The sequence below is a fragment of the Cellulosimicrobium sp. BMG9.23 genome (genome assembly GCF_059159985.1).
The window spans coordinates 121,729-140,230 of the sequence record NZ_JBZGBZ010000002.1; the positions used below are offsets into that span (position 1 = coordinate 121,729).

Sequence of the window (18,502 nt, forward strand, 5' to 3'; positions counted from 1 at the left end):
CGACCCGACGACCCCACCGGGAGCACACCGTGCACGCACTCGTGACCAACGACGACGGGATCGACTCCCCCGGCCTGGCCGTGCTCGCCGGCGGGGCGCTCGACGCCGGCTACGACGTCACCGTCGCGGCTCCGGCGCGGGAGTCCTCCGGGGCGAGCGCGTCGCTGCTCGGCGCCGAGCACGACGGACGCCTCGTCGTCGAGCCCCGCGACGCGCCCGGGCTGCCCGAGGGCGTGACGACGTCCTTCGCGGTCCGCGCCGCGCCCGCGCTCATCGTGTTCGTCGCCGCGTACGGCGGCTTCGGCCCGAAGCCCGACCTCGTCCTCTCGGGCGTGAACAAGGGCGCGAACACCGGCAACGCGATCCTGCACTCCGGCACCGTCGGGGCGGCGCTGTCCGCGACGACGCACGGCATCACGTCGATCGCGGTCTCCGTCGACGCCGCGGAGCCGCGGCACTGGGAGACCGCGCGGCTGGTCACGGACCACGTGCTCGACTGGGTGCGCAGCACGCCGCTCGAGGGGCGCACGCTCAACGTCAACGTCCCCGACTGCCCGCCGGACCGGCTCCGGGGCCTACGCTCGGCGCCGCTCGCGACGTTCGGCCTCGTGCAGGCGCGCGTGCACGAGGACGGCGACCGCCACCTCATGCTCCAGTACTCCGGGACGGAGCGGCACTCGGAGCCCGAGTCGGACACCGGCCTGCTGACGCGCGGCTGGGCGACGGCGACCCTCCTGCGCGCGCCGTTCGCCGACGCGAGCGTCGAGATCCCCGGGCTCGGGTAGCCGCTCCGTGCGCGCCGTCGTCCGCCGAGCACGGGGTTCGCCACCGGATCGCGCCGGATCCGGTGGTCAGTCCCGTGCTCGGCGGTCGACGTCCCCGTGCTCGCCGTCCGCCGGGCCGTCGGAGGACTCGTCCTCCACGCGCGCGTGCTCGGCCGTGCGCTCGCGCTCCTCGATGACGTCCTGCCCCGGGCCGGCGAACGCCTTCGAGCGCTGCTCGCCCTCGGCGGTCCCGCTGAAGAACGCCGACTCGGCCGCCTCCGGCAGGGCGTCGTCCTCGTGCCCGACGGCGGGCAGCACCCGGGTCCCGCCCGTTGCCCCGCTCCCGGGGCCGGGCCCGGGCACGACCCCGACGAGCCGGGTCGGGTCGTCGCTCGGCAGGGCACCCGCCCGTCCGGCGCGACGGATCGTGCCGAGGACGACGGGCGCGTCGGCACGTCGGGAGCCGCGGTCCGGGGGGAGCCGCGGCGGGCGCGAGGGCGCGACGGGCGGCTCGTCGTCGGCCCGGTCACCCTCGTCGTCCGCGTACCCGCCCGTGGGGTGATCGGGTCCCGGACCGGCGGCCTGCGCACCGTCCGGGTGCGCGGCGAGCGCGGGCCTGCCCGCGTCGTCGGGCACGGACGCCGCCCCTTCGAGCCGCGTGCGCGGGAGGCCCTGCGGCGCGGCGCGCTGCAGCCAGTCCACGAGCCCCTCGCGGACGAAGCACCGCAGGTCGAACAGCGTCGGGGCGTCGTGCGCGCTGACCAGAGCGCGTACGCGTACGAGGCCCCCGACCGCGTCGGTCACCTGGAGGATCCCGACGCGCTCGTCCCACAGCTCCGTGAGGGCGAGCAGCCGCTTGAGCTCGGCGCGCATCGCGCCCACGGGAACCTCGAAGTCGAGGTCGAGCTCGACCGTGCCGAGCAGGTCCGCGGCGCGGCGCGTCCAGTTCTGGAACGGCGTCGTCGTGAAGTAGGTCGACGGGAGGATGAGCCGCCGGTCGTCCCACAGGTGCACCACGACGTACGTCATGGTGATCTCCTCGATCCGTCCCCACTCGCCCTCGAGCACGACGACGTCGTCCACGCGGATCGCGTCGGTGAACGCGATCTGCATGCCCGCGAAGACGTTCGCGAGCGACGTCTGCGCGGCGAGCCCGGCGACGATCGAGATGAGGCCGGCCGACGCGAGGAGGCTCGCCCCCGCCGCGCGCGCCTCGGGAAACGTGAGCAGCACGCCCGCGATCGCGCACACGACGATGACGGCCACGGTGAGCCGACGCAGCACGGTGATCTGCGTCCGCACACGGCGCGCGTGCCGGTTGTCCGCGGTGTCCATGCGGTAGCGCTGCAGCGCCGAGTCCTCGAGCACGAACGCGAACGCGCCGACCCACCACGCCCCCACGCCGATGAGCGTGATGAGGAGCAGGTGCTCGACGACGGGCAGCCAGGTCGTGGACTGATCGGTCGTCAGGCGCACCGCGATCCACACCGCGAGGACCATGAGCACGGCGCGGTCCGGCCGGCGCAGGCGCCGCGAGAGGTCGCGCATGAGCTCGCTGCGCCGGCCGAGGCGCCGGACCACGGCCGACAGGATCGTGCCGAGCAGGAACGCGACCACGATCCCGGCGACCACGGCACCCAGGGTCACGAGGATGTCGGTGGCGTTCTCGATCTCCGGTTCCATCCCCCCAACGTAGGCAGGACACGCTCTTGGCGCGCGAGGCGGTGACGAGACGCGTGTCACGCGAGCGCTGACCGCGCGACGGGCGCCGGCTCGGTGCCGGGCCTACCGTGGGCGCATGATCTCGTGGGACCTCGCCCTCTCCCTGCGCGACGCCGGCCTGCGGTGGTCCCCCGCCTCCGGCGACCGGTTCCGGCTGCTGGCGACCGGGCGGGGAGGCGACGTCTTCACGGTGAGCGACATGACGATCGAGCCGCACGAGTTCGACACGGGCGTCGTCCTCGGCTTCAACGGCACGACCGAGTGGGCCCTGGACTCCGTGGCGCTCGAGGACGCGCTGTGGCACCCCCTCGAGGATCAGCTGCGCGAGCTCCTCGGCGGCACGTTCCGACGCCTCGAACGCACCGGCGAGGGGTACCTCGTGCGCACCGTGCTGCTCGACGACGTCGCGACGTACGCGGCCGCCGAGCCCGCCGACGCCTACGGCCGGGCGCTGCTCGCCCTCGTCACCGCGAGCGCCGGGAACCGCTCCTGACCGGGCCGGGGACCCGTCGGTGGCGGGACGGCCTGCGCGGCGCATCGGCCACGTTCCGCCGGGTGCTGCACGCCCTCGGGAGGGACCCCGGTCCTGAGGACGCGCCGGAGCCGCCCGACGTCCCTCCCGACCTCGTCCCGCTGCTGCGGACGCTCGGCCGCGACCTGCTCGACTCCGGTCAGTCCGTGTCGGACGTGGAGGAGGCGCTGGAGGCGGTCGCGCAGCGGTACGGGGCGACGACGGTCGGGACCCTCGTCCTGCCCACGGGCGTCTTCGTGCGGGTGAGCACGGCGGGCGGCACGCTCACCGACTTCGCCGCAGCGGCCGGGAGCGGGCTGAACCTGGACCAGATCGGCGCGATCTACACGCTCGTCCGGCGCCTGCGGACGACCGACGTGCCGCTCGCCGAGGCTCGCTCCGAGCTCCGCGCGATCCGGGCGCGGCCGCCCCGGTTCGGCGCAGTGGTGACGATCGTCGGGCACGGGCTCCTCACCGTCGGGTTCGGCCTGGTGCTCAACCCGACGGCCCACCTGCTCCCGGTCTACCTCGTGCTCGGCGTGTTCGTCGGGGCGCTGCGCTGGCTCGGGTCACGGTGGCCGACGCTCGGTACCGCGCTCCCGGTCGTCGCGGCGTTCCTCGTCACGGTCGTCGCGATCGACGTCGTGCAGCCGTGGCTCGGCGACGAGCCGCTGAGCGTCCTGGTCCCCCCGCTCGTGTCGTTCCTGCCGGGCGCGGTGCTGACCGTCGCCGCGATCGAGCTGACCAGCAACCAGATCGTCGCGGGCGCGAGCCGGCTCGTGTACGGGGTGGCCCAGCTCCTGCTCCTCGTCTTCGGCGTCATCGCCGGCGCGGCGGTCGCGGGTCGGCTCGACGCCGCGACCGCGCAGCCGACCCTGGGCTGGTGGGCGCCGTGGCTCGGCGTGCTCGTCGTCGGGGTCGGGCAGATGTACTTCGCGTCGACGCCGCGCGGCTCGTTGCCCTGGGTGTGGGTCGTGCTGCTCGGCGCGTACGCCGCCCAGCTCCTGGGCGCGCTGGCCGCCGACCCCCTCGCGGGCTTCGTCGGGGCGCTCGCGGTCGTGCCGCTCGCAGCGCTCGTGGAGCGCACGCGGACCGGTCCGCCGGCCGTCGTCACGACGCTGCCCGCGTTCTGGCTCCTCGTCCCCGGCGCGCTGAGCCTTCTCGGTCTCTCGGACCTCGTGAGCGGCGGGGCCGAGGCCGCGCAGGAGCTCGCGAACGCAGCGGTCGCGGTGTTCGGGATCGCGCTCGGGACGCTCGTCGGCAGCGGAGTCACCCGGGACGCGGGCCGCGTGACACGTACCCTCTTCACATCCTGAGCACGGAGTTCCCACCCCTTTCGCGAGGCATCCCCGCGGAAATGGTCATGACTGGACGTCCGTCTAGTTGACGATTGAACGGTCGGTAGGGGTCGCCTCGCGAGTCCGAGAGCCGACCCCGTGGTGCGAGGGCCTCTGCGTCCCGCCACGACACGCACGCCGTCGTGGTCACCGCGCCCGCCCTTCGTCCGACCGCCCCTGCCCGGGGTGGTCCGCCGGGCCCCGTCGACCACGACCCGACGATCGGACCCTGGTTTTGACTCTGCTGCACCACGACGCCCGCGGTACCCGCCGGCCGACCTCCGGCGAGGACCGCTAGATGGGCCGCCACTCCGCTCCGCGCACCTCGCTGCGCTCGACCCTCGGCACCACGGCTCGCCTCGACGCCCTCGTGCCGCGCCCCGTGACGGGGCCGCGTGCCCGGCGCACCGCCGTCGGGACCGGCGCCGCCCTCGCGGCCGTCGCGCTCACGGCGACCACGGCCGCCGCCGCCTTCGTCGACCCCACCGGGACCTCGGCGCAGGGTGCGACGACGCCCGCCCCGAAGACGACCTCCCCCCTGACGACGCTCGGCGCGCCGGACGTGGTCACGGACCCCGCGGTGATCGACGCCGCGAGCGACGCCCTCGTCCACGCGGAGTACGTCACGACCGAGCAGGCGGCCTCCCTCCCCGCCGACCAGGCCGCGAAGATCGAGGAGACGCGGACGCGACTCTCCGAGGCGATCTCCGCGACCGACGGCTCGACCGACGTGCTCGCCGGCGCCACGGGCACGCCGGAGGCCGCGGACGCCGCCACCGCCGACGCTGCCGCTGACGCTGACGCTGCGGCTGATCCTGCGCCCACCGAGGGCGCCGGTTCCGAGGATGCAGGTTCCGCGGACGCCGCAGGTGCCGAGGACACCGGGCTCGCGGCGCGCGGCACCGAGCGGGCGAGCCGCAGCTCGGAGCGCACCCACCTCGACGCGCTCGCCGCACCCCTCGGCGGCGCGCTCGACCTCCCCACGCCGCTCGAGCCGGTGTCCGCAGCGGAGGACGCGACATCCGCCGGGTCGTCCGACGACGCGACGTCGGCGAAGGACGAGACCGCCGCGGCCGAGGCTGCGAGCGCCGACGGCGCCACCGCCGACGCGGCCGACCCTGCCGACACCGCCGACACCGCCGACACCGCCGACACCGCCACGGAGAAGGCTGCCGCGAAGGCTGCCGCTGACGAGGAGGCCGCCACGGCGGCCGACGCCGAGGCCAAGGCCGCGGCCGTGCCGGCGAGCGCCGACGAGATCACGGCGCTGACGGCCGAGCTCCGCACGCTGCTCGACGCGACGGAGGCCGGGGTCGCCGTCGAGGTGGTCCCCGGCCCGCCGTCCGCCGCAGAGGTGGCTGCCCAGCTCGACAGGTGGGCGTCGTCCACGGCCGGGTACGGCAACGGCCAGATCCCCGCCGCATCCCTCTGCGAACTGTCCTTCGCCCCCGGCGAGATGCTGCGCTGCGACGCGGACTTCCAGATCGAGGCGCTCAACCTCAAGTACCGCGAGGCGTTCGGCACGGACCTGTCGGTCACCGACTCGTACCGGTCGTACGGATCCCAGGTCGCGGTGAAGGCGTCGCGGGGCCACTTCGCCGCGACCCCGGGGACGTCGAACCACGGGTGGGGCCTCGCGCTCGACCTCGGGGGCGGGGTGCAGAGCTTCGGGTCCGCGCAGTACGCGTGGCTGCGGGCGAACGGCCCCGCGTTCGGCTGGGACAACCCCGAGTTCGCCCGCGCCGGCGGCTCGCTCCCCGAGGCATGGCACTGGGAGTACGGCGACCTGTCCTGACGGACCGCCTTTCGACGGCTCGACGCCGATCCACGTCACCCCGCGACCGCTCCGGTCGCGGGGTGTCGTCGTCCCCGGGGCCGGGCGTCGCGGCGCGACGAGGCGAGCGCGGCCGGGCGCCCTACCCGGTGAGCGCGGTCGCGATGAGGAGCATCGTCACGAGGAAGCCCGTCACGAGGTTGAGCCACAGGAACGTGCGCCACCCGGCGTTCGCGCGCTCGCAGTCGGCGTCGTGCACGTCCCGGAAGCGCAGCACGTTCACCACGTACGGGAGCGGCAGGAGCGCGGCGAGCACACCGGGCCACGGCACGACGGCGAGGACGACGGCCGCGGCGCCGTAGGCCCCCGCGGCCCCGAGCACCGTCGCGTGCGCCCCGACGACCGTCGCCACCGAGCCGATCCCTGCCTCCCGGTCGGCCCGCACGTCCTGCACGGCGCCGAACGCGTGCGACGCCGCCCCCCAGAGGAAGAACCCGACGAGCACGGGCCACACGGTCCGCGCCCCGAGGTCGGCGCCGACGAGCACGAGCGCGTACAGGAGCGGCCCCACGAAGTGCATCGACGACGTCGCCGAGTCGAGGAACGGCCGCTCCTTGAACCGCAGCACGGGCGCCGAGTAGGCGACGACGAGGAACACCACGAGCGCGAGCACGAGGCCCGCGGTCAGGTCGCCGAGGGCGAGCAGCCACGCGACGAGCGGGACGTTGGTCACCGCGCAGGCCCACAGGACGCGGCGGTGCGTCGCGCGCGCCGTCGCGGGGTCCGCGAGCGCCCCCTCGATCCCGCCCTTGCGCGGGTTGCGCAGGTCGCTCTCGTAGTCGAAGACGTCGTTCACGCCGTACATGAGCAGGTTGTACGGGCCGAGGAAGTACAGCGTCCCGACGACGAGCGCGACGTCGACGCGGCCCCCCGTCGCGACGAGGTACCCGGCGGCGAACGGGTAGGCGGTGTTGATCCACGAGAACGGTCGCGACGCCGCGAGCATGTCCTTCACGACGCCTCCCCTCCGGCCGCGTCGCGAGGCGGGGGCTTCCCTTGGGAGCCCTCACGGGGGTCCGCACCGTCCGGTCCGGCACGGCGACGACGGCGCCCGAGCACCGTCCACAGGACCGGTATGCCGAGCGCCGCGGCGACCGCGTACGCGAAGTCCTCGAGCGGCGCGCCCCACAGGTAGACGCCGAGGATCTTGTCGGGGTCGTAGACGTAGAGGTCGGCGGCGATCATCAGCGTGTCGAACACGAGCGTGAGCACGCACAGCACGAGGACCGTGAGCGCGAGCGGTGCCGGGCGGAGCCGGCGCAGGACCCGCCACGACACCGCGACCAGCACCACGAGCACGATCACGTTGAGCACGATGTTCGTCACGCGTCACCGTCCCGGGGCGCGGCCGCGGCGTCGCCGCCCGGCGTCCGACGCGGCGGTCGCAGCGCCTGCTCGAGCAGCCGCCACACGACGAGCGCGACGTAGCAGAGCAGCGTGAGGAAGAAGACCTCCTCGATCGGCAGGTCGGGCGCGAGCAGGATGCCCGTCATCCACGGGCTCTCTCCGCGCGCGAAGATGCCGAGCACGAGCCCGGCGACGTCCCACAGGAGGAACCCGACGACGCCCAGCCCGACGGTGAGCGCGGCGCGGCGCGCGTCGTGCCAGAAGGCGAGGCGGAACCGGTGATCGATCACGGCCATGCCGCCCAGCGAGACGGCGAGCGCGCCGAGGTAGGCCAGTCCCGTCACCCGCGCGTCACCGCCGCACCGCGAGCGGCGCACCCAGGCGCTCGGGCCGCCGGCTCGCGTCGAGGAATCCGGGGCGCAGCGGCGCCGGCAGCGGGCGTGCGGACGTCTCGCCGAGCAGCCGCTTGGCTACGAGCTCGGCGCTGATGAGGCACATCGGCAGTCCCACGCCCGGGATCGTGCCACCTCCCGCGTGGTAGAGCCCGTCGACGCGCGGTGACACCACCCCGGGACGCCACAGCGCGGACTGGCGCAGCGTGTGCTCCATGCCGAGCGCCCCGCCGCGCCACGTCGACAGCTCGGTCGCGAAGTGCGAGGGCCCGAGGACGCGCCGGGTCACGACGCGGCCGGGCAGGTCGTCGATCCCGGCCCACGACCCGACCTGGGCGAGGTAGCGGTCCGCGAGCCCTTCCAGGGCCCGCTGCGACGGGGCGTCGGCACCGAGCGCCGGGTCCGCGGGGAACGGGACGAGCACGAAGAGGTTCTCGTGGCCGGGCGGCGCGGCGGGGCTGCCCGACGACGGCCCGTCCGTCGCGGTCGTGCGCGACACGTACAGGGACGCCGGCTCGGGCACGTGCAGCCCGGTGACGACGCTCGCCGCGTCGCGGCCCAGGAGCGCGTCGAAGTTGCGCGGCCAGTCGCGCGTGAAGAACAGCGAGTGGTGCGCGAGCTCGGGCAGCTCGCCCCGCACGCCCGCGAGGACCAGCAGCGCGGAGACGCCCGGCCCGTGGGCGTCCCACCACGCCTCGGGCCGCGTCGACCAGTGCGGGTCCAGCAGCCGGGTCTCGGTGTGGTGCAGGTCCGCCGCGCTCACGACGACGTCGGCGGCGACCACCTCGCCCGAGGCGAGCCGGACGCCGGTGGCGCGCCCGCGGCGTCGGGCACCTGGCTCGACCTCGATCGCCTCGACCTCCGCGCCCGTGCGGATCTCGACGCCCTCGGCGCGCGCGAGGCTCTCGACCGCCTCGATCACCGTGTACATCCCGCCGCGCGGGTAGAGCACGCCGTCGACGAGGTCGAGGTGGCTCATGAGCGAGTAGAGCGCGGGCGCCCGGTAGGGCGAGGACCCGAGGAAGACGGCGTGGTACCCGAGCACCTGGCGCAGCCGGGCGTCGTCGACCGTGCCCGCGGCGTGGTCGGCGAGCGTGCGCCCGAGCAGGCGCGCGAGCCGCGGCAGCCGCCGCAGGACGTCGGGCGAGAGCGCGCGGTCCGGTCGCTCGAACGTCGTGTAGAGGAAGTGGTCGAGGGCGAGCCGGTACGCCTCCGAGGCGTCGTCGGCGTAGGCACCCATCCGCTCGCCCGCCCCGGGCTCGAGCGCGTCGAAGGCGGCGAGGGTCGCTTCGCGGTCCCGCGTGACCTCGAGCGTGGTCGCGCGCGTCCCGCCGCCGGTCGCCGGTGCGGCGGCGCCCGGCTCGAAGAAGACCCGGTAGGCCGGGTCGAGGGGCACGAGGTCGACGTGGTCCTCCACGCGTTCGCCGAGCAGCGCGAAGAAGTGGTCGAACACCTCGGGCATGAAGTACCACGACGGCCCGGTGTCGAACCGGAAGCCGTCGAGCTCGAGCGTGCCCGCGCGACCGCCGACCGTGTCGTGCCGTTCGAGGAGCGTCACGCGCGCTCCGCCGCGCGCGAGCAGGGCGGCCGTCGCGAGGCCGGCGATGCCGCCGCCGACGACCGCGACGCGCGGCGTCCTCACACGACCGCCCGGGTGCGCGACGCGAGAGCCCTGGTCCGCGGCGTCGCGACCTGGCCGAGGAGCTGCGTGCTCGCCGCACGCGCCGCGAGCGCGATCTTCACGGGGTCGGCGACGCGGACCCGAGCGCGGAGGATCTCTTCGGGCGGGGTCGCGCACAGGCGCGCGAGGAGCCGGTCGTAGACGGCGAGCGTCGCGGCGACGGCGACGCGGGCCCGCACGGGCAGGCCGGGCAGCGACGCGCGTGCGGCCGCGAGGTCGCCCTCGACCTCGGCGCAGAACGCCTCGACGTCGCGTCGGCGGAGACGGTCGGGGACGACGCCCGGGAGGTAGCGACGCCCGAGCTCCGCGTAGTCGGTGCGGAGGTCGCGCAGGAAGTTGATCTTCTGGAACGCGGCGCCGAGCGCGCGGGCGCCGTGGACGAGCGTCTCGTCGGGCACGACCAGCGGTTCCCCAGGACCGCGGTGCGCGTTGAGGAACACCGCGAGGCACATGAGCCCGACGACCTCCGCCGAGCCGTAGACGTAGCGCTCGTAGCTCTCGCGGTCGTGCACCCGGACGGTGAGGTCGGTGCGCATCGACGCGAAGAACGGGTCCACCTCGTGGTGCCCGATCCCGCAGCGGCGCGCCGTGCGAGCGAACGAGTGCACGACGAGGTTCGTGGACCAGCCGCGCTCCAGCGCGCGCGCCGTCTGGGCCTCGAGCTCGTCGAGGAGCTCCGCCGCGCCGTCACCGCGCCGCGTGTCCACGACCTCGTCGGCGATGCGCACGAGGCCGTAGACGGCGTCGATGCCGTCGCGCGTCGGGCGGTCGAGCAGCCGGGCGCCGAGCCCGAACGATGTCGAGTACGACGACAGCACGATCCTGCTCGTGCGTGCCGCCGTGCGGTCGTACAGGTCGTGCTCGGCGCCCACGCCATCACCCCGTCCGGATCGTCGAGGAAGCTCGTGGCGGCACGTCCACGGCATTCCTCAGCATGCTGAGGAATGCATCCTCCCACGGGGTGGGCCGGCTCACACGTCGGCAGGCACCTCGATCCGGCGCGGACCCGCCTGCCAGGCCTCCCACGCCGACGAGATGATCTCCGGCAGGCCCTGCGACGCGCGCCAGCCGAGCACCTCGTTGATCCGGCGGGGGTCGCCGACGAGCTGCGGCGGGTCGCCCGCACGGCGCGGCTCGATCTCCGGCGTGACGTCGAGCCCGCTCACGCGCCCGAGCTCGTCGATGACCTCGCGCACGGACGACCCCTCGCCCGTGCCGACGTTGAACACGTCGAACGGGCGCTCGTCGGCGTCGAGGTAGTCGAGCGACGCGAGGTGGGCGTGCGCGAGGTCGAGCACGTGGATGTAGTCGCGGATGCACGTACCGTCCGGCGTCGGGTAGTCGTCGCCGAAGATCTTGGGCCGCTCGCCGCGCTCGAGGCGGTCGAGGACCATCGGGACGAGGTTCAGCACCGCGGGGTCGCCGAGCTCGGGCCAGCCCGCACCGGCGACGTTGAAGTAGCGCAGCGCGACGAACCGCAGGCCCCACGCTCGCCCGGCCGCGCGACCGAGCCACTCACCGACCAGCTTGGTCTCGCCGTAGGGGTTGATGGGCTCGGCGTGCAGCTTCTCCTCGACCATCGACACCGACGGCATGCCGTAGGTCGCCGCGGACGACGAGAACACGAGCCGGTCGACGCCGGCCGCCTGCATCGCGGTGACGAGGTTCGTGAAGCCGCCGACGTTCTGCTGGTAGTACCACGCGGGCTTCTCGACCGACTCGCCGACCTGCTTGCGGGCCGCGAAGTGGATGACGGCGCGCACGCCGTGGTCCGTGAGCGCGCGGGTGAGCACGTCGACCGCCTCGGGCGACGCGACGTCGACCTGGACGAGCTCCGCGTCGCCGATCCGGTCGGCCCGCCCCGTGCTCAGGTCGTCGGCCACGACGACCGTCTCGCCCTTCTCCTGCAGCAGCCGCACCACGTGCGCGCCGATGTACCCCGCTCCGCCGGTCACCAGGATCGTCATGCGGGCCAGCCTAACGGCGGGCCGCCTCGCTCCTCCGGGCCGTCCGGACCGCGCGGTCGGGACTCAGTGGTGCGCCGACGACTCCGTGCTCCGCATGTCCGGCGGCTCGATCTGGAACGTGCAGTGGTCGACGTCGAAGTGGCCGCTCAGGCACGTCCTGAGCCGCCGGAGGACGTCCGTCCCCTCGCCGCGCGCGAGGCGCTCCGCCTCGACCTCGACGTGCGCCGACATGACCGGCACGCCGGACGTGATGGTCCAGGCGTGCAGGTCGTGCACACCGACGACCCCGGGGACGCCCTCCATGTGCTCGCGGACCGCGGCGAGGTCCACGCCCGGCGGCGTCGCCTCGAGCAGGACGTGTGCGACGTCGCGCAGCAGCAGGACGGCGCGGGGAAGGATCATGAGGCCGATCGCCACCGACGCGATCCCGTCGGCGCGCGGGAAGCCGGCCGCGACGGCGACACCCGCCGCGACCACGGCGACGGAGCCGAGCAGGTCGCCCAGCACCTCCAGGTACGCCCCCCGCACGTTGAGGCTCTCGGCCTGGCCCGCGGCGAGCAGCCGCAGCCCGACGGCGTTGGCGGCGAGACCCACGAGCGCGACGACGATCATGACGCCGGCCCGGATGTCCGGCTCGGGTGCACGCACCCGCCCCACGCCCTCCACGATCACCGTGACCGCCACGAACGCGAGGATGAGGGCGTTCGCGAGCGCGGCCAGGATCTCCGCGCGCTGCCAGCCGAAGGTGCGCTGCGACGTCGTCGGGCGCGCGGCGAGCCAGCTCGCGAACAGGGCGAGCGCGATACCCGAGGCGTCCGTGAGCATGTGCCCCGCGTCCGCGAGCAGGGCGAGAGAGCCGGACACGAGCGCGCCGACGACCTCGCCGACCATCACCGCCAGGGTGATGACCAGCACGACGGCGAGGCGCCGGCGGTGCGCGCCGGTCGCGGTGCCGTGCCCAGGGTGCCCGCCGTGGCCGTGACCGCCTGCGTGACCACCCCCGCGGGCGCTCACGACGCCCCCTCGGTGCGCGGGAGCGGCGCGAGTGCGACGTGCTCGGCGTCGGCGAGCAGGTGCGCCACCTCGGGACGCAGCAGGCGGTACCACGACGACCGCCCTTCGCGCCGGACGGCGACGACCCCGGCGTCGCGCAGCATGGTCAGGTGGGCCGAGACGGTGGACTGCGCGAGCCCGAGCTCGCGCGTGAGGTCGACGACGCGGCGCTCCGCACCCGTGAGCAGGTGGACGAGCGCGAGGCGGCTCGGCTCGGCGAGCGCGTGCAGGAGGCGCGAGACGGCCTCGTGGTCGTGCGTCGAACTCTCCATCGCCATATGACGATGTTATCGCCACCCGTCGATGAATGCGAGCCTGTCGGTGCGGCAGGCACGCACAGAGGCTCCCGCGTGCCGCTACCCCCAGCCGAGCTCGTGCAGGCGGTCGTCGTCGATCCCGAAGTGGTGGGCGATCTCGTGCACCACGGTGATCGCCACCTCCTCGACCACCTCGTCACGGGTCTCGCAGATCGCGAGCGTGGGGTTGCGGTAGACGGTGATGCGGTCGGGCAACGACCCCGCGGCCCACATCTCGCCCCGCTCGGTGAGCGGCACGCCCTCGTACAGGCCGAGCAGCTCGGGGTCGTCCGCCGGCGCGTCGTCCTCCACGAGCACGACCACGTTGTCCATCTGGGCCGCCAGGTCCGGGGGCACGAGGTCCAGCCCGTCGCGCACCGCGTCCTCGAACTCCTCGAGCGTCATCTCCACCACGGGACCATCCTCCCCCGCTGTACACTGGCCGACGTCCACGAGCCCCCATCGTCTAGCGGCCTAGGACCCCGCCCTTTCACGGCGGTAGCACGGGTTCGAATCCCGTTGGGGGTACGCAGGATGGTGCAGGACCGGTGGTCACCAGCGGATTTACGGATCGGCTCCTCGGTACGGTACGATCCTCTCGGTTCGAAAGCAGCCCGCCGAACAGCGGGAAGCGGAGAACTTTCAGCATCACAGCAAGGCCCTGTAGCGCAGTTGGTTAGCGCGCCGCCCTGTCACGGCGGAGGTCGCGGGTTCAAGTCCCGTCAGGGTCGCGCGAGGCGAGAGCCCGGGCCGGTCGACATCGGCCGCCCGGGCTCTCGTGTCAGGGCTCTGTAGCTCAGTTGGTAGAGCGTTCGACTGAAAATCGAAAGGTCACCGGATCGACGCCGGTCGGAGCCACCCGCGAAGCCCCCGCCGGGGAGAACTCGGCGGGGGCTTTCTCGTCCTCCGACGCGTCTCGGCACGTCACAGGCACGTCGACGCCCGCCGCCTCCGACGGCCGGGAGTTGCGGACCGACACCGCTGCCGGTTGAGTGGGACGAGGATCACCGGCGAAGGGTGGAGACATGAGCGACTGGGTCGACGGGCGCATCCCGCCCGAGGAGCAGAAGCCGACGGTCGGGCAGCTCGTCGAGCGTCTCTCCGAGCAGGCGACGAGGCTCGTGCGCTCAGAGATCGCGCTCGCCAAGACCGAGCTCAAGGACAAGGCGATGCACGCCGGCGTGGGCATCGGGATGCTCGTCGTCGGAGCGGTGCTCGTGCTCTACGGTCTCGGCTTCCTCTTCGCCTCGGCCATGGAGGGACTCGCCACGGTCATGCCGACCTGGCTGGCCGCGCTGATCGTCGGCCTGGTCCTCGTGCTCGTCGCCGGGACCCTGGCGTTCATCGGGGTCAAGCAGCTCCAGCGGGGCGTGCCCCCCACCCCGACCGCCGCGGTCGACAACATCAAGGAAGACGTCGAGACCATCAAGAAGGGGGTTCGCCCGTGAGCGCCGACAAGGCACCCGCGCCGTCCCAGTCCCAGATCGAGGACGAGATCGCGCGCACCCGCGCCGAGCTCGCGGGGACGATCGACGAGCTGACGACACGGCTCGACCCGCGCGTCCAGGCCTCGCACGTGGCGCAGCAGGCGAAGCAGGCCGCGTCGGACACCGGTGCCTTCCTCAGCGGGGGCGGCCTCCCCGAGGAGGACCCCGACCGGTCGCGCAACGTCAAGCTCCTCCTGGGCGCCGCCGTCGCGGGGGCCGCGCTCGTCGTCGCGGCGATCCTCCGCAAGCGCTCCTAGCCCCTCGCACGGCCGTGCCCCTCGCGCGGCCGTCCAGCCCGGCGCGGGCGATCGCCGCGCGCGCCCCTCAGCCCTTGTCGGCGCCGTCGGCCGGCTCGCTGGCGGCGCCGAGCAGCGCTCGCACCTCGGACTCGCGGTAGCGGCGGTGTCCGCCCAGCGTGCGGATCGACGAGAGCTTGCCCGCCTTCGCCCAGCGGGTCACGGTCTTGGGGTCGACCCGGAAGAGGCTGGCGACCTCGGCGGGCGTGAGCAGAACCTCGGACTCTCCATGCATGGACATCACGGCACCTCCTCCTGGAACGCGCTGGTCCGGCGGATGCCCCGGATCACGACGACAGCACGACGCCAGTTCCCCTCCATTGTCGCAGGATGCGGATTTCGGGCGACTTGACGGACGGGTGAATTAGGAGCCCTATGGTCGGAAGGGTCGGACAGTCGCTCGTGCGCCTTACGAGCACCCCGGTCACCGGGCAGCGGGAGACCTGGGGGGCGGCGTCCTCCCCGGGGTTCGTGGAGAGCGTGTGACGGTTCGCACGTCACCGTCTCGACGCCCCTCTTGAGTGGCTGGAATAGGCCCCGAGCGTGTACCGTTGGACTCTGAACAGACGAAACTACACCCCGGGGCCGCACGTCTGAGCACGGTGCCGCCCCGCTTCTACGTTGAGGGGGTCGGAGCCATGGGCCGCGGCCGTCAGAAGGCTAAGCAGACCAAGGTCGCTCGGGAGCTGAAGTACTACAGCCCCGAGACGAACTACAGGGCTCTCGAGCAGGAGCTCACCGGTCACAGCCATACGGATGTCGCGACGGACTCCCGCTTCGGCGCCGAGTCGTCCGACGATCTCGACAGCTACGACCAGCGATACAACGGCTGGCCCGACGACCGCTGACGGTCGTCGCCCTGTCTCCTCTCCGGCGACGGGGCCCCGCCCGCAGGAGCGATCTCCACGTACGACGGCGCCGCCATCCGACGAGATGGCGGCGCCGTCGTCGCGCCCGGAGCCTGAGACCGCTGGCAGGCGGGCCTGAGACAGCCGCGTGCGACGGCGTCCCTCAGGCCCGGTAGTCGTGCACGAGCCGGACCGCTCCGGCCTGCACGCCCTTCGTCCCGGCGACGAGGTCCCCGTCTGCGACACCGTCCTGGGCGGCGGGGTCGAACGCCTCGACCGAGCCGAGCACCCACGCGGGCAGGCCGAGCGCCGCGCAGCGCGAGAGGGCGGCGTCCGCGCCGTCCGCGCCGACGATCGCGACCATGCCGACACCGAGGTTGAGCGTGCTCTCGAGGTCGGTGCGCGGCACGCCGCCGAGCTCGCGCACGAGCCGGAAGACCGGCGGTACGACCCAGCTCGCGCGGTCCACGACCCCGACGAGGCCGGCGGGGAGCACGCGTGCGAGGTTCGCCGCGAGGCCGCCGCCGGTGACGTGCGTGAACGCGTGCACCTGCGCCGCGTCGTCCGCGGCGAGCGCGAGGCAGTCGCTCGCGTACACGCGGGTGGGCTCGAGCAGCTCCTCGCCGACCGTGCGGCCCAGCTCGTCCACGTGGCGCTCGAGGCCCCAGCCCGCGTGCTGCAGCACGGCCCGCACGAGCGAGTAGCCGTTCGAGTGCAGTCCCGACGACGCGAGCCCGATGAGCACGTCCCCCTCGCGCACGCGGTCCGGGCCGAGGAGCGCGTCGGCCTCCACGACCCCGGTCGCTGCACCGGCGACGTCGTACTCGTCGGGGCCGAGCAGGCCGGGGTGCTCCGCGGTCTCGCCGCCGACGAGCGCGGTGCCCGCGACCTCGCACGCCGCCGCGATGCCGCGGACGATGCCGGCGATGCGCTCGGGCACGACCTTGCCGCACGCGATGTAGTCCGTCATGAAGAGCGGCTTCGCGCCCACGACGACGATGTCGTCGACGACCATGCCCACGAGGTCGAACCCGATGGTGTCGTGGACGTCCATCGCCTGCGCGATGGCGACCTTCGTCCCGACGCCGTCGGTGGACGTCGCGAGGAGCGGGCGACGGTAGCGGGTCAGCTCGGCGGCGTCGTAGAGGCCGGCGAAGCCGCCCACTCCTCCGAGGACCTGCGGGCCCTGCGTGCGACGGACCGCGTCCTTCATGAGCTCGACGGCCTTGTCACCCGCCTCGGTGTCGACGCCGGCGGCGGCGTAGGTCAGGCCGGCGGGGGTCTGCGGCACGTCGGCAGTCACGGTCGTCGCTCCAGGTGTCACGGGATGGGGAAGGTGCGGTCGGGTCAGGGGTGCTGGAGCGCCCCGGCGCCGCCGGCGGTCACGGAGAGCGACCGCAGGCCGTCCTCGGGGGCGCCGAGCGGCAGCTCGGCCTGCTCGAGGAGGTGCTTGCCGAGCTGGTCGTCCGGTGGCAGCTCGATCGGGTACTTCCCGGTGAAGCACGCGGTGCAGAGCTGGGACGCCGGCTGCTCGGTCGCGGCGATCATGCCCTCGGCCGAGATGTAGCCGAGCGAGTCCGCGCCGAGCGACTGCCCGATCTCGTGGGGTGAGAGCCCGTTCGCGATGAGCTCGGCGCGCGAGGCGAAGTCGATGCCGTAGAAGCACGGCCACTTCACCGGCGGCGAGCTGATGCGCACGTGGACCTCGGCCGCGCCGGCCTCGCGCAGCATCCGGATGAGCGCGCGCTGAGTGTTGCCGCGCACGATCGAGTCGTCGACGACGACGAGCCGCTTGCCGCGGATGACGTCGCGCAGCGGGTTGAGCTTGAGCCGGATGCCGAGCTGGCGCAGCGTGTCCGACGGCTGGATGAACGTGCGGCCGACGTAGGCGTTCTTCGTGAGCCCCTGCCCGAACGGGATGCCCGACTCCGCCGCGTAGCCGACCGCGGCGGGGGTCCCGGACTCTGGCACCGGGATGACGAGGTCGGCGTCGACCGCGTGCTCGCGTGCTAGCTGACGACCCATCTCGACGCGCGCGGCGTGGACCGACCGGCCGTTGATCGCCGTGTCGGGTCGCGCCAGGTACACGTACTCGAACACGCAGCCCGCGCGCTCGATGGGCGCGAAGCGCTGCGAGCGCAGGCCGTCGGCGTCGATCGCGATGAGCTCGCCCGGCTCGACCTCGCGCACGAACGACGCGCCGACGATGTCGAGGGCGGGGGTCTCGCTCGCCACGACCCAGCCGCGCTCGAGGCGGCCGAGGACGAGGGGGCGCACGCCCTGCGGGTCGCGCGCGGCGTACAGCGTGCGCTCGTCCATGAAGACGAGCGAGAACGCCCCGCGCAGGCGCGGCAGGACCTCGAGGGCCGTGGCCTCGAGCGTGTGGTCGGCGTCGCCCGCGAACAGCGCGGTCACCAGCGCGGTGTCCGTGGTGTTGCCGCGCGCGAGCTCGCCGCGCCGCTGGCTGCCGTACCGCTCGGCGACGAGGTTGACCAGCTCGGCCGAGTTCGTGAGGTTGCCGTTGTGGCCGAGGGCGACGGTCCCGGACGCGGTGGCGCCGAGCGTCGGCTGGGCGTTCTCCCACGTCACGCCGCCCGTGGTGGAGTAGCGGCAGTGCCCGACGGCGATGTGCCCCGTCAGCGCGTTGAGCGCCGTCTCGTCGAACACCTGGGAGACGAGTCCCATGTCCTTGTAGACGAGGATCTGCTCGCCGTTGCTCGTCGCGATCCCGGCCGACTCCTGCCCACGGTGCTGCAGGGCGTAGAGGCCGAAGTAGGCGAGCTTGGCGACCTCCTCGCCGGGCGCCCAGACTCCGAAGACACCGCAGGCGTCCTGGGGGCCTTTCTCGCCGGGCATGAGGTCGTGGTTGAGAAGTCCATCTCCGCGGGGGGCCACGTACCTCAGTGTCTCACGGGGTCGGCCCCGTCCGGGGACCGCGCCGGAGAAACAGCCCGCACCCGTGCGAGG

20 protein-coding genes and 3 tRNA genes are annotated in these 18,502 nt (G+C 73.9%); 10 read left to right on the plus strand and 13 right to left on the minus strand.

Annotation, left to right across the window (positions count from 1 at the left end; all coding sequences use genetic code 11):
- The first annotated feature begins 29 nt into the window (after window positions 1–29).
- Window positions 30–785, plus strand: a complete 756-nt coding sequence (gene surE / locus AC4H2G_RS02625) for a 5'/3'-nucleotidase SurE (RefSeq protein ID WP_494364206.1) — start codon at window positions 30–32, stop codon at window positions 783–785.
- Between the two features lie 66 nt (window positions 786–851).
- Here the strand turns inward: surE and AC4H2G_RS02630 are convergent, their stop codons facing one another.
- Window positions 852–2,447, minus strand: a complete 1,596-nt coding sequence (locus AC4H2G_RS02630; protein ID WP_494364207.1) for a mechanosensitive ion channel family protein — start codon at window positions 2,445–2,447, stop codon at window positions 852–854.
- A gap of 115 nt (window positions 2,448–2,562) precedes the next feature.
- Here AC4H2G_RS02630 and AC4H2G_RS02635 point away from each other — a divergent pair, with 115 nt between their 5' ends.
- The 3 genes from AC4H2G_RS02635 (at window position 2,563) to AC4H2G_RS02645 (ending at window position 6,129) form a co-directional block, all read left to right on the plus strand.
- Window positions 2,563–2,979, plus strand: a complete 417-nt coding sequence (locus AC4H2G_RS02635; RefSeq protein ID WP_494364208.1) for a pilus assembly protein CpaE — start codon at window positions 2,563–2,565, stop codon at window positions 2,977–2,979.
- Between the two features lie 62 nt (window positions 2,980–3,041).
- Entirely contained in the window at window positions 3,042–4,313 is a 1,272-nt protein-coding gene (locus AC4H2G_RS02640; RefSeq protein ID WP_494364209.1) for a threonine/serine exporter family protein, read from the plus strand.
- A 319-nt stretch (window positions 4,314–4,632) separates the two neighbouring features.
- The gene (locus tag AC4H2G_RS02645; protein WP_494364210.1) at window positions 4,633–6,129 is read left to right on the plus strand and encodes a M15 family metallopeptidase; all 1,497 of its coding nucleotides are present in this window, start codon (window positions 4,633–4,635) and stop codon (window positions 6,127–6,129) included.
- A gap of 121 nt (window positions 6,130–6,250) precedes the next feature.
- Here AC4H2G_RS02645 and AC4H2G_RS02650 read toward each other — a convergent pair whose 3' ends face one another.
- The 9 genes from AC4H2G_RS02650 to AC4H2G_RS02690 form a co-directional block, all read right to left on the minus strand.
- Window positions 6,251–7,123, minus strand: coding sequence for a prenyltransferase (locus AC4H2G_RS02650; RefSeq protein ID WP_494364211.1), 873 nt, complete (start codon window positions 7,121–7,123; stop codon window positions 6,251–6,253).
- Complete coding sequence (locus AC4H2G_RS02655) at window positions 7,120–7,494, minus strand: lycopene cyclase domain-containing protein (protein ID WP_494364212.1); 375 nt, start codon at window positions 7,492–7,494, stop codon at window positions 7,120–7,122. The genes AC4H2G_RS02650 and AC4H2G_RS02655 overlap by 4 nt, the downstream gene beginning before the upstream one ends.
- Window positions 7,491–7,859, minus strand: a complete 369-nt coding sequence (locus AC4H2G_RS02660) for a lycopene cyclase domain-containing protein (RefSeq protein ID WP_494364213.1) — start codon at window positions 7,857–7,859, stop codon at window positions 7,491–7,493. The genes AC4H2G_RS02655 and AC4H2G_RS02660 overlap by 4 nt, the downstream gene beginning before the upstream one ends.
- Before the next feature lie 7 nt (window positions 7,860–7,866).
- Entirely contained in the window at window positions 7,867–9,549 is a 1,683-nt protein-coding gene (crtI, locus tag AC4H2G_RS02665; RefSeq protein ID WP_494364214.1) for a phytoene desaturase family protein, read from the minus strand.
- On the minus strand, window positions 9,546–10,460 hold the full coding sequence (locus AC4H2G_RS02670) for a phytoene/squalene synthase family protein (RefSeq protein ID WP_494364215.1): 915 nt from the start codon (window positions 10,458–10,460) through the stop codon (window positions 9,546–9,548). The genes crtI and AC4H2G_RS02670 overlap by 4 nt, the downstream gene beginning before the upstream one ends.
- A gap of 99 nt (window positions 10,461–10,559) precedes the next feature.
- Window positions 10,560–11,555 carry a UDP-glucose 4-epimerase GalE gene (gene galE / locus AC4H2G_RS02675; protein ID WP_494364216.1) on the minus strand — a complete coding sequence of 332 codons (996 nt, stop codon included), beginning with the start codon at window positions 11,553–11,555 and terminating at the stop codon, window positions 10,560–10,562.
- Window positions 11,556–11,618: 63 nt separating this feature from the next.
- Window positions 11,619–12,569: a cation diffusion facilitator family transporter gene (locus AC4H2G_RS02680; RefSeq protein WP_494364217.1), complete on the minus strand. Its 951-nt coding sequence runs from the start codon at window positions 12,567–12,569 to the stop codon at window positions 11,619–11,621.
- Window positions 12,566–12,886 (minus strand): ArsR/SmtB family transcription factor, encoded by a 321-nt coding sequence (locus tag AC4H2G_RS02685; protein WP_494364218.1) that lies wholly within the window; start codon window positions 12,884–12,886, stop codon window positions 12,566–12,568. The genes AC4H2G_RS02680 and AC4H2G_RS02685 overlap by 4 nt, the downstream gene beginning before the upstream one ends.
- A 78-nt stretch (window positions 12,887–12,964) precedes the next feature.
- Entirely contained in the window at window positions 12,965–13,309 is a 345-nt protein-coding gene (locus AC4H2G_RS02690) for a metallopeptidase family protein (protein ID WP_251152662.1), read from the minus strand.
- Between the two features lie 50 nt (window positions 13,310–13,359).
- On the opposite strand from AC4H2G_RS02690, the gene AC4H2G_RS02695 reads away from it, so the two are divergent.
- The 5 genes from AC4H2G_RS02695 (at window position 13,360) to AC4H2G_RS02715 (ending at window position 14,648) form a co-directional block, all read left to right on the plus strand.
- A tRNA-Glu gene (locus AC4H2G_RS02695) sits at window positions 13,360–13,432 on the plus strand.
- A gap of 129 nt (window positions 13,433–13,561) precedes the next feature.
- Window positions 13,562–13,635: transfer RNA gene (locus AC4H2G_RS02700), tRNA-Asp, on the plus strand.
- Window positions 13,636–13,689: 54 nt separating this feature from the next.
- A tRNA-Phe gene (locus AC4H2G_RS02705) sits at window positions 13,690–13,762 on the plus strand.
- Window positions 13,763–13,929: 167 nt separating this feature from the next.
- Window positions 13,930–14,352, plus strand: coding sequence for a phage holin family protein (locus tag AC4H2G_RS02710; protein ID WP_494364219.1), 423 nt, complete (start codon window positions 13,930–13,932; stop codon window positions 14,350–14,352).
- Window positions 14,349–14,648 (plus strand): DUF3618 domain-containing protein, encoded by a 300-nt coding sequence (locus tag AC4H2G_RS02715; RefSeq protein ID WP_494364220.1) that lies wholly within the window; start codon window positions 14,349–14,351, stop codon window positions 14,646–14,648. Before AC4H2G_RS02710 ends, AC4H2G_RS02715 begins: the two co-directional genes overlap by 4 nt.
- Window positions 14,649–14,715: 67 nt before the next feature.
- Here AC4H2G_RS02715 and AC4H2G_RS02720 read toward each other — a convergent pair whose 3' ends face one another.
- On the minus strand, window positions 14,716–14,928 hold the full coding sequence (locus AC4H2G_RS02720; RefSeq protein WP_251152510.1) for a BldC family transcriptional regulator: 213 nt from the start codon (window positions 14,926–14,928) through the stop codon (window positions 14,716–14,718).
- Window positions 14,929–15,325: 397 nt separating this feature from the next.
- Between AC4H2G_RS02720 and AC4H2G_RS02725 the strand changes: the two genes are divergently transcribed.
- Complete coding sequence (locus AC4H2G_RS02725; protein WP_494364521.1) at window positions 15,326–15,535, plus strand: DUF3073 domain-containing protein; 210 nt, start codon at window positions 15,326–15,328, stop codon at window positions 15,533–15,535.
- Between the two features lie 163 nt (window positions 15,536–15,698).
- Here AC4H2G_RS02725 and purM read toward each other — a convergent pair whose 3' ends face one another.
- Window positions 15,699–16,838 carry a phosphoribosylformylglycinamidine cyclo-ligase gene (gene purM, locus AC4H2G_RS02730; protein ID WP_494364221.1) on the minus strand — a complete coding sequence of 380 codons (1,140 nt, stop codon included), beginning with the start codon at window positions 16,836–16,838 and terminating at the stop codon, window positions 15,699–15,701.
- A 44-nt stretch (window positions 16,839–16,882) separates the two neighbouring features.
- A complete protein-coding gene (gene purF, locus AC4H2G_RS02735; RefSeq protein WP_435738381.1) occupies window positions 16,883–18,430 on the minus strand; it encodes an amidophosphoribosyltransferase in 1,548 nt (515 codons plus the stop codon).
- Between the last annotated feature and the right edge of the window lie 72 nt (window positions 18,431–18,502).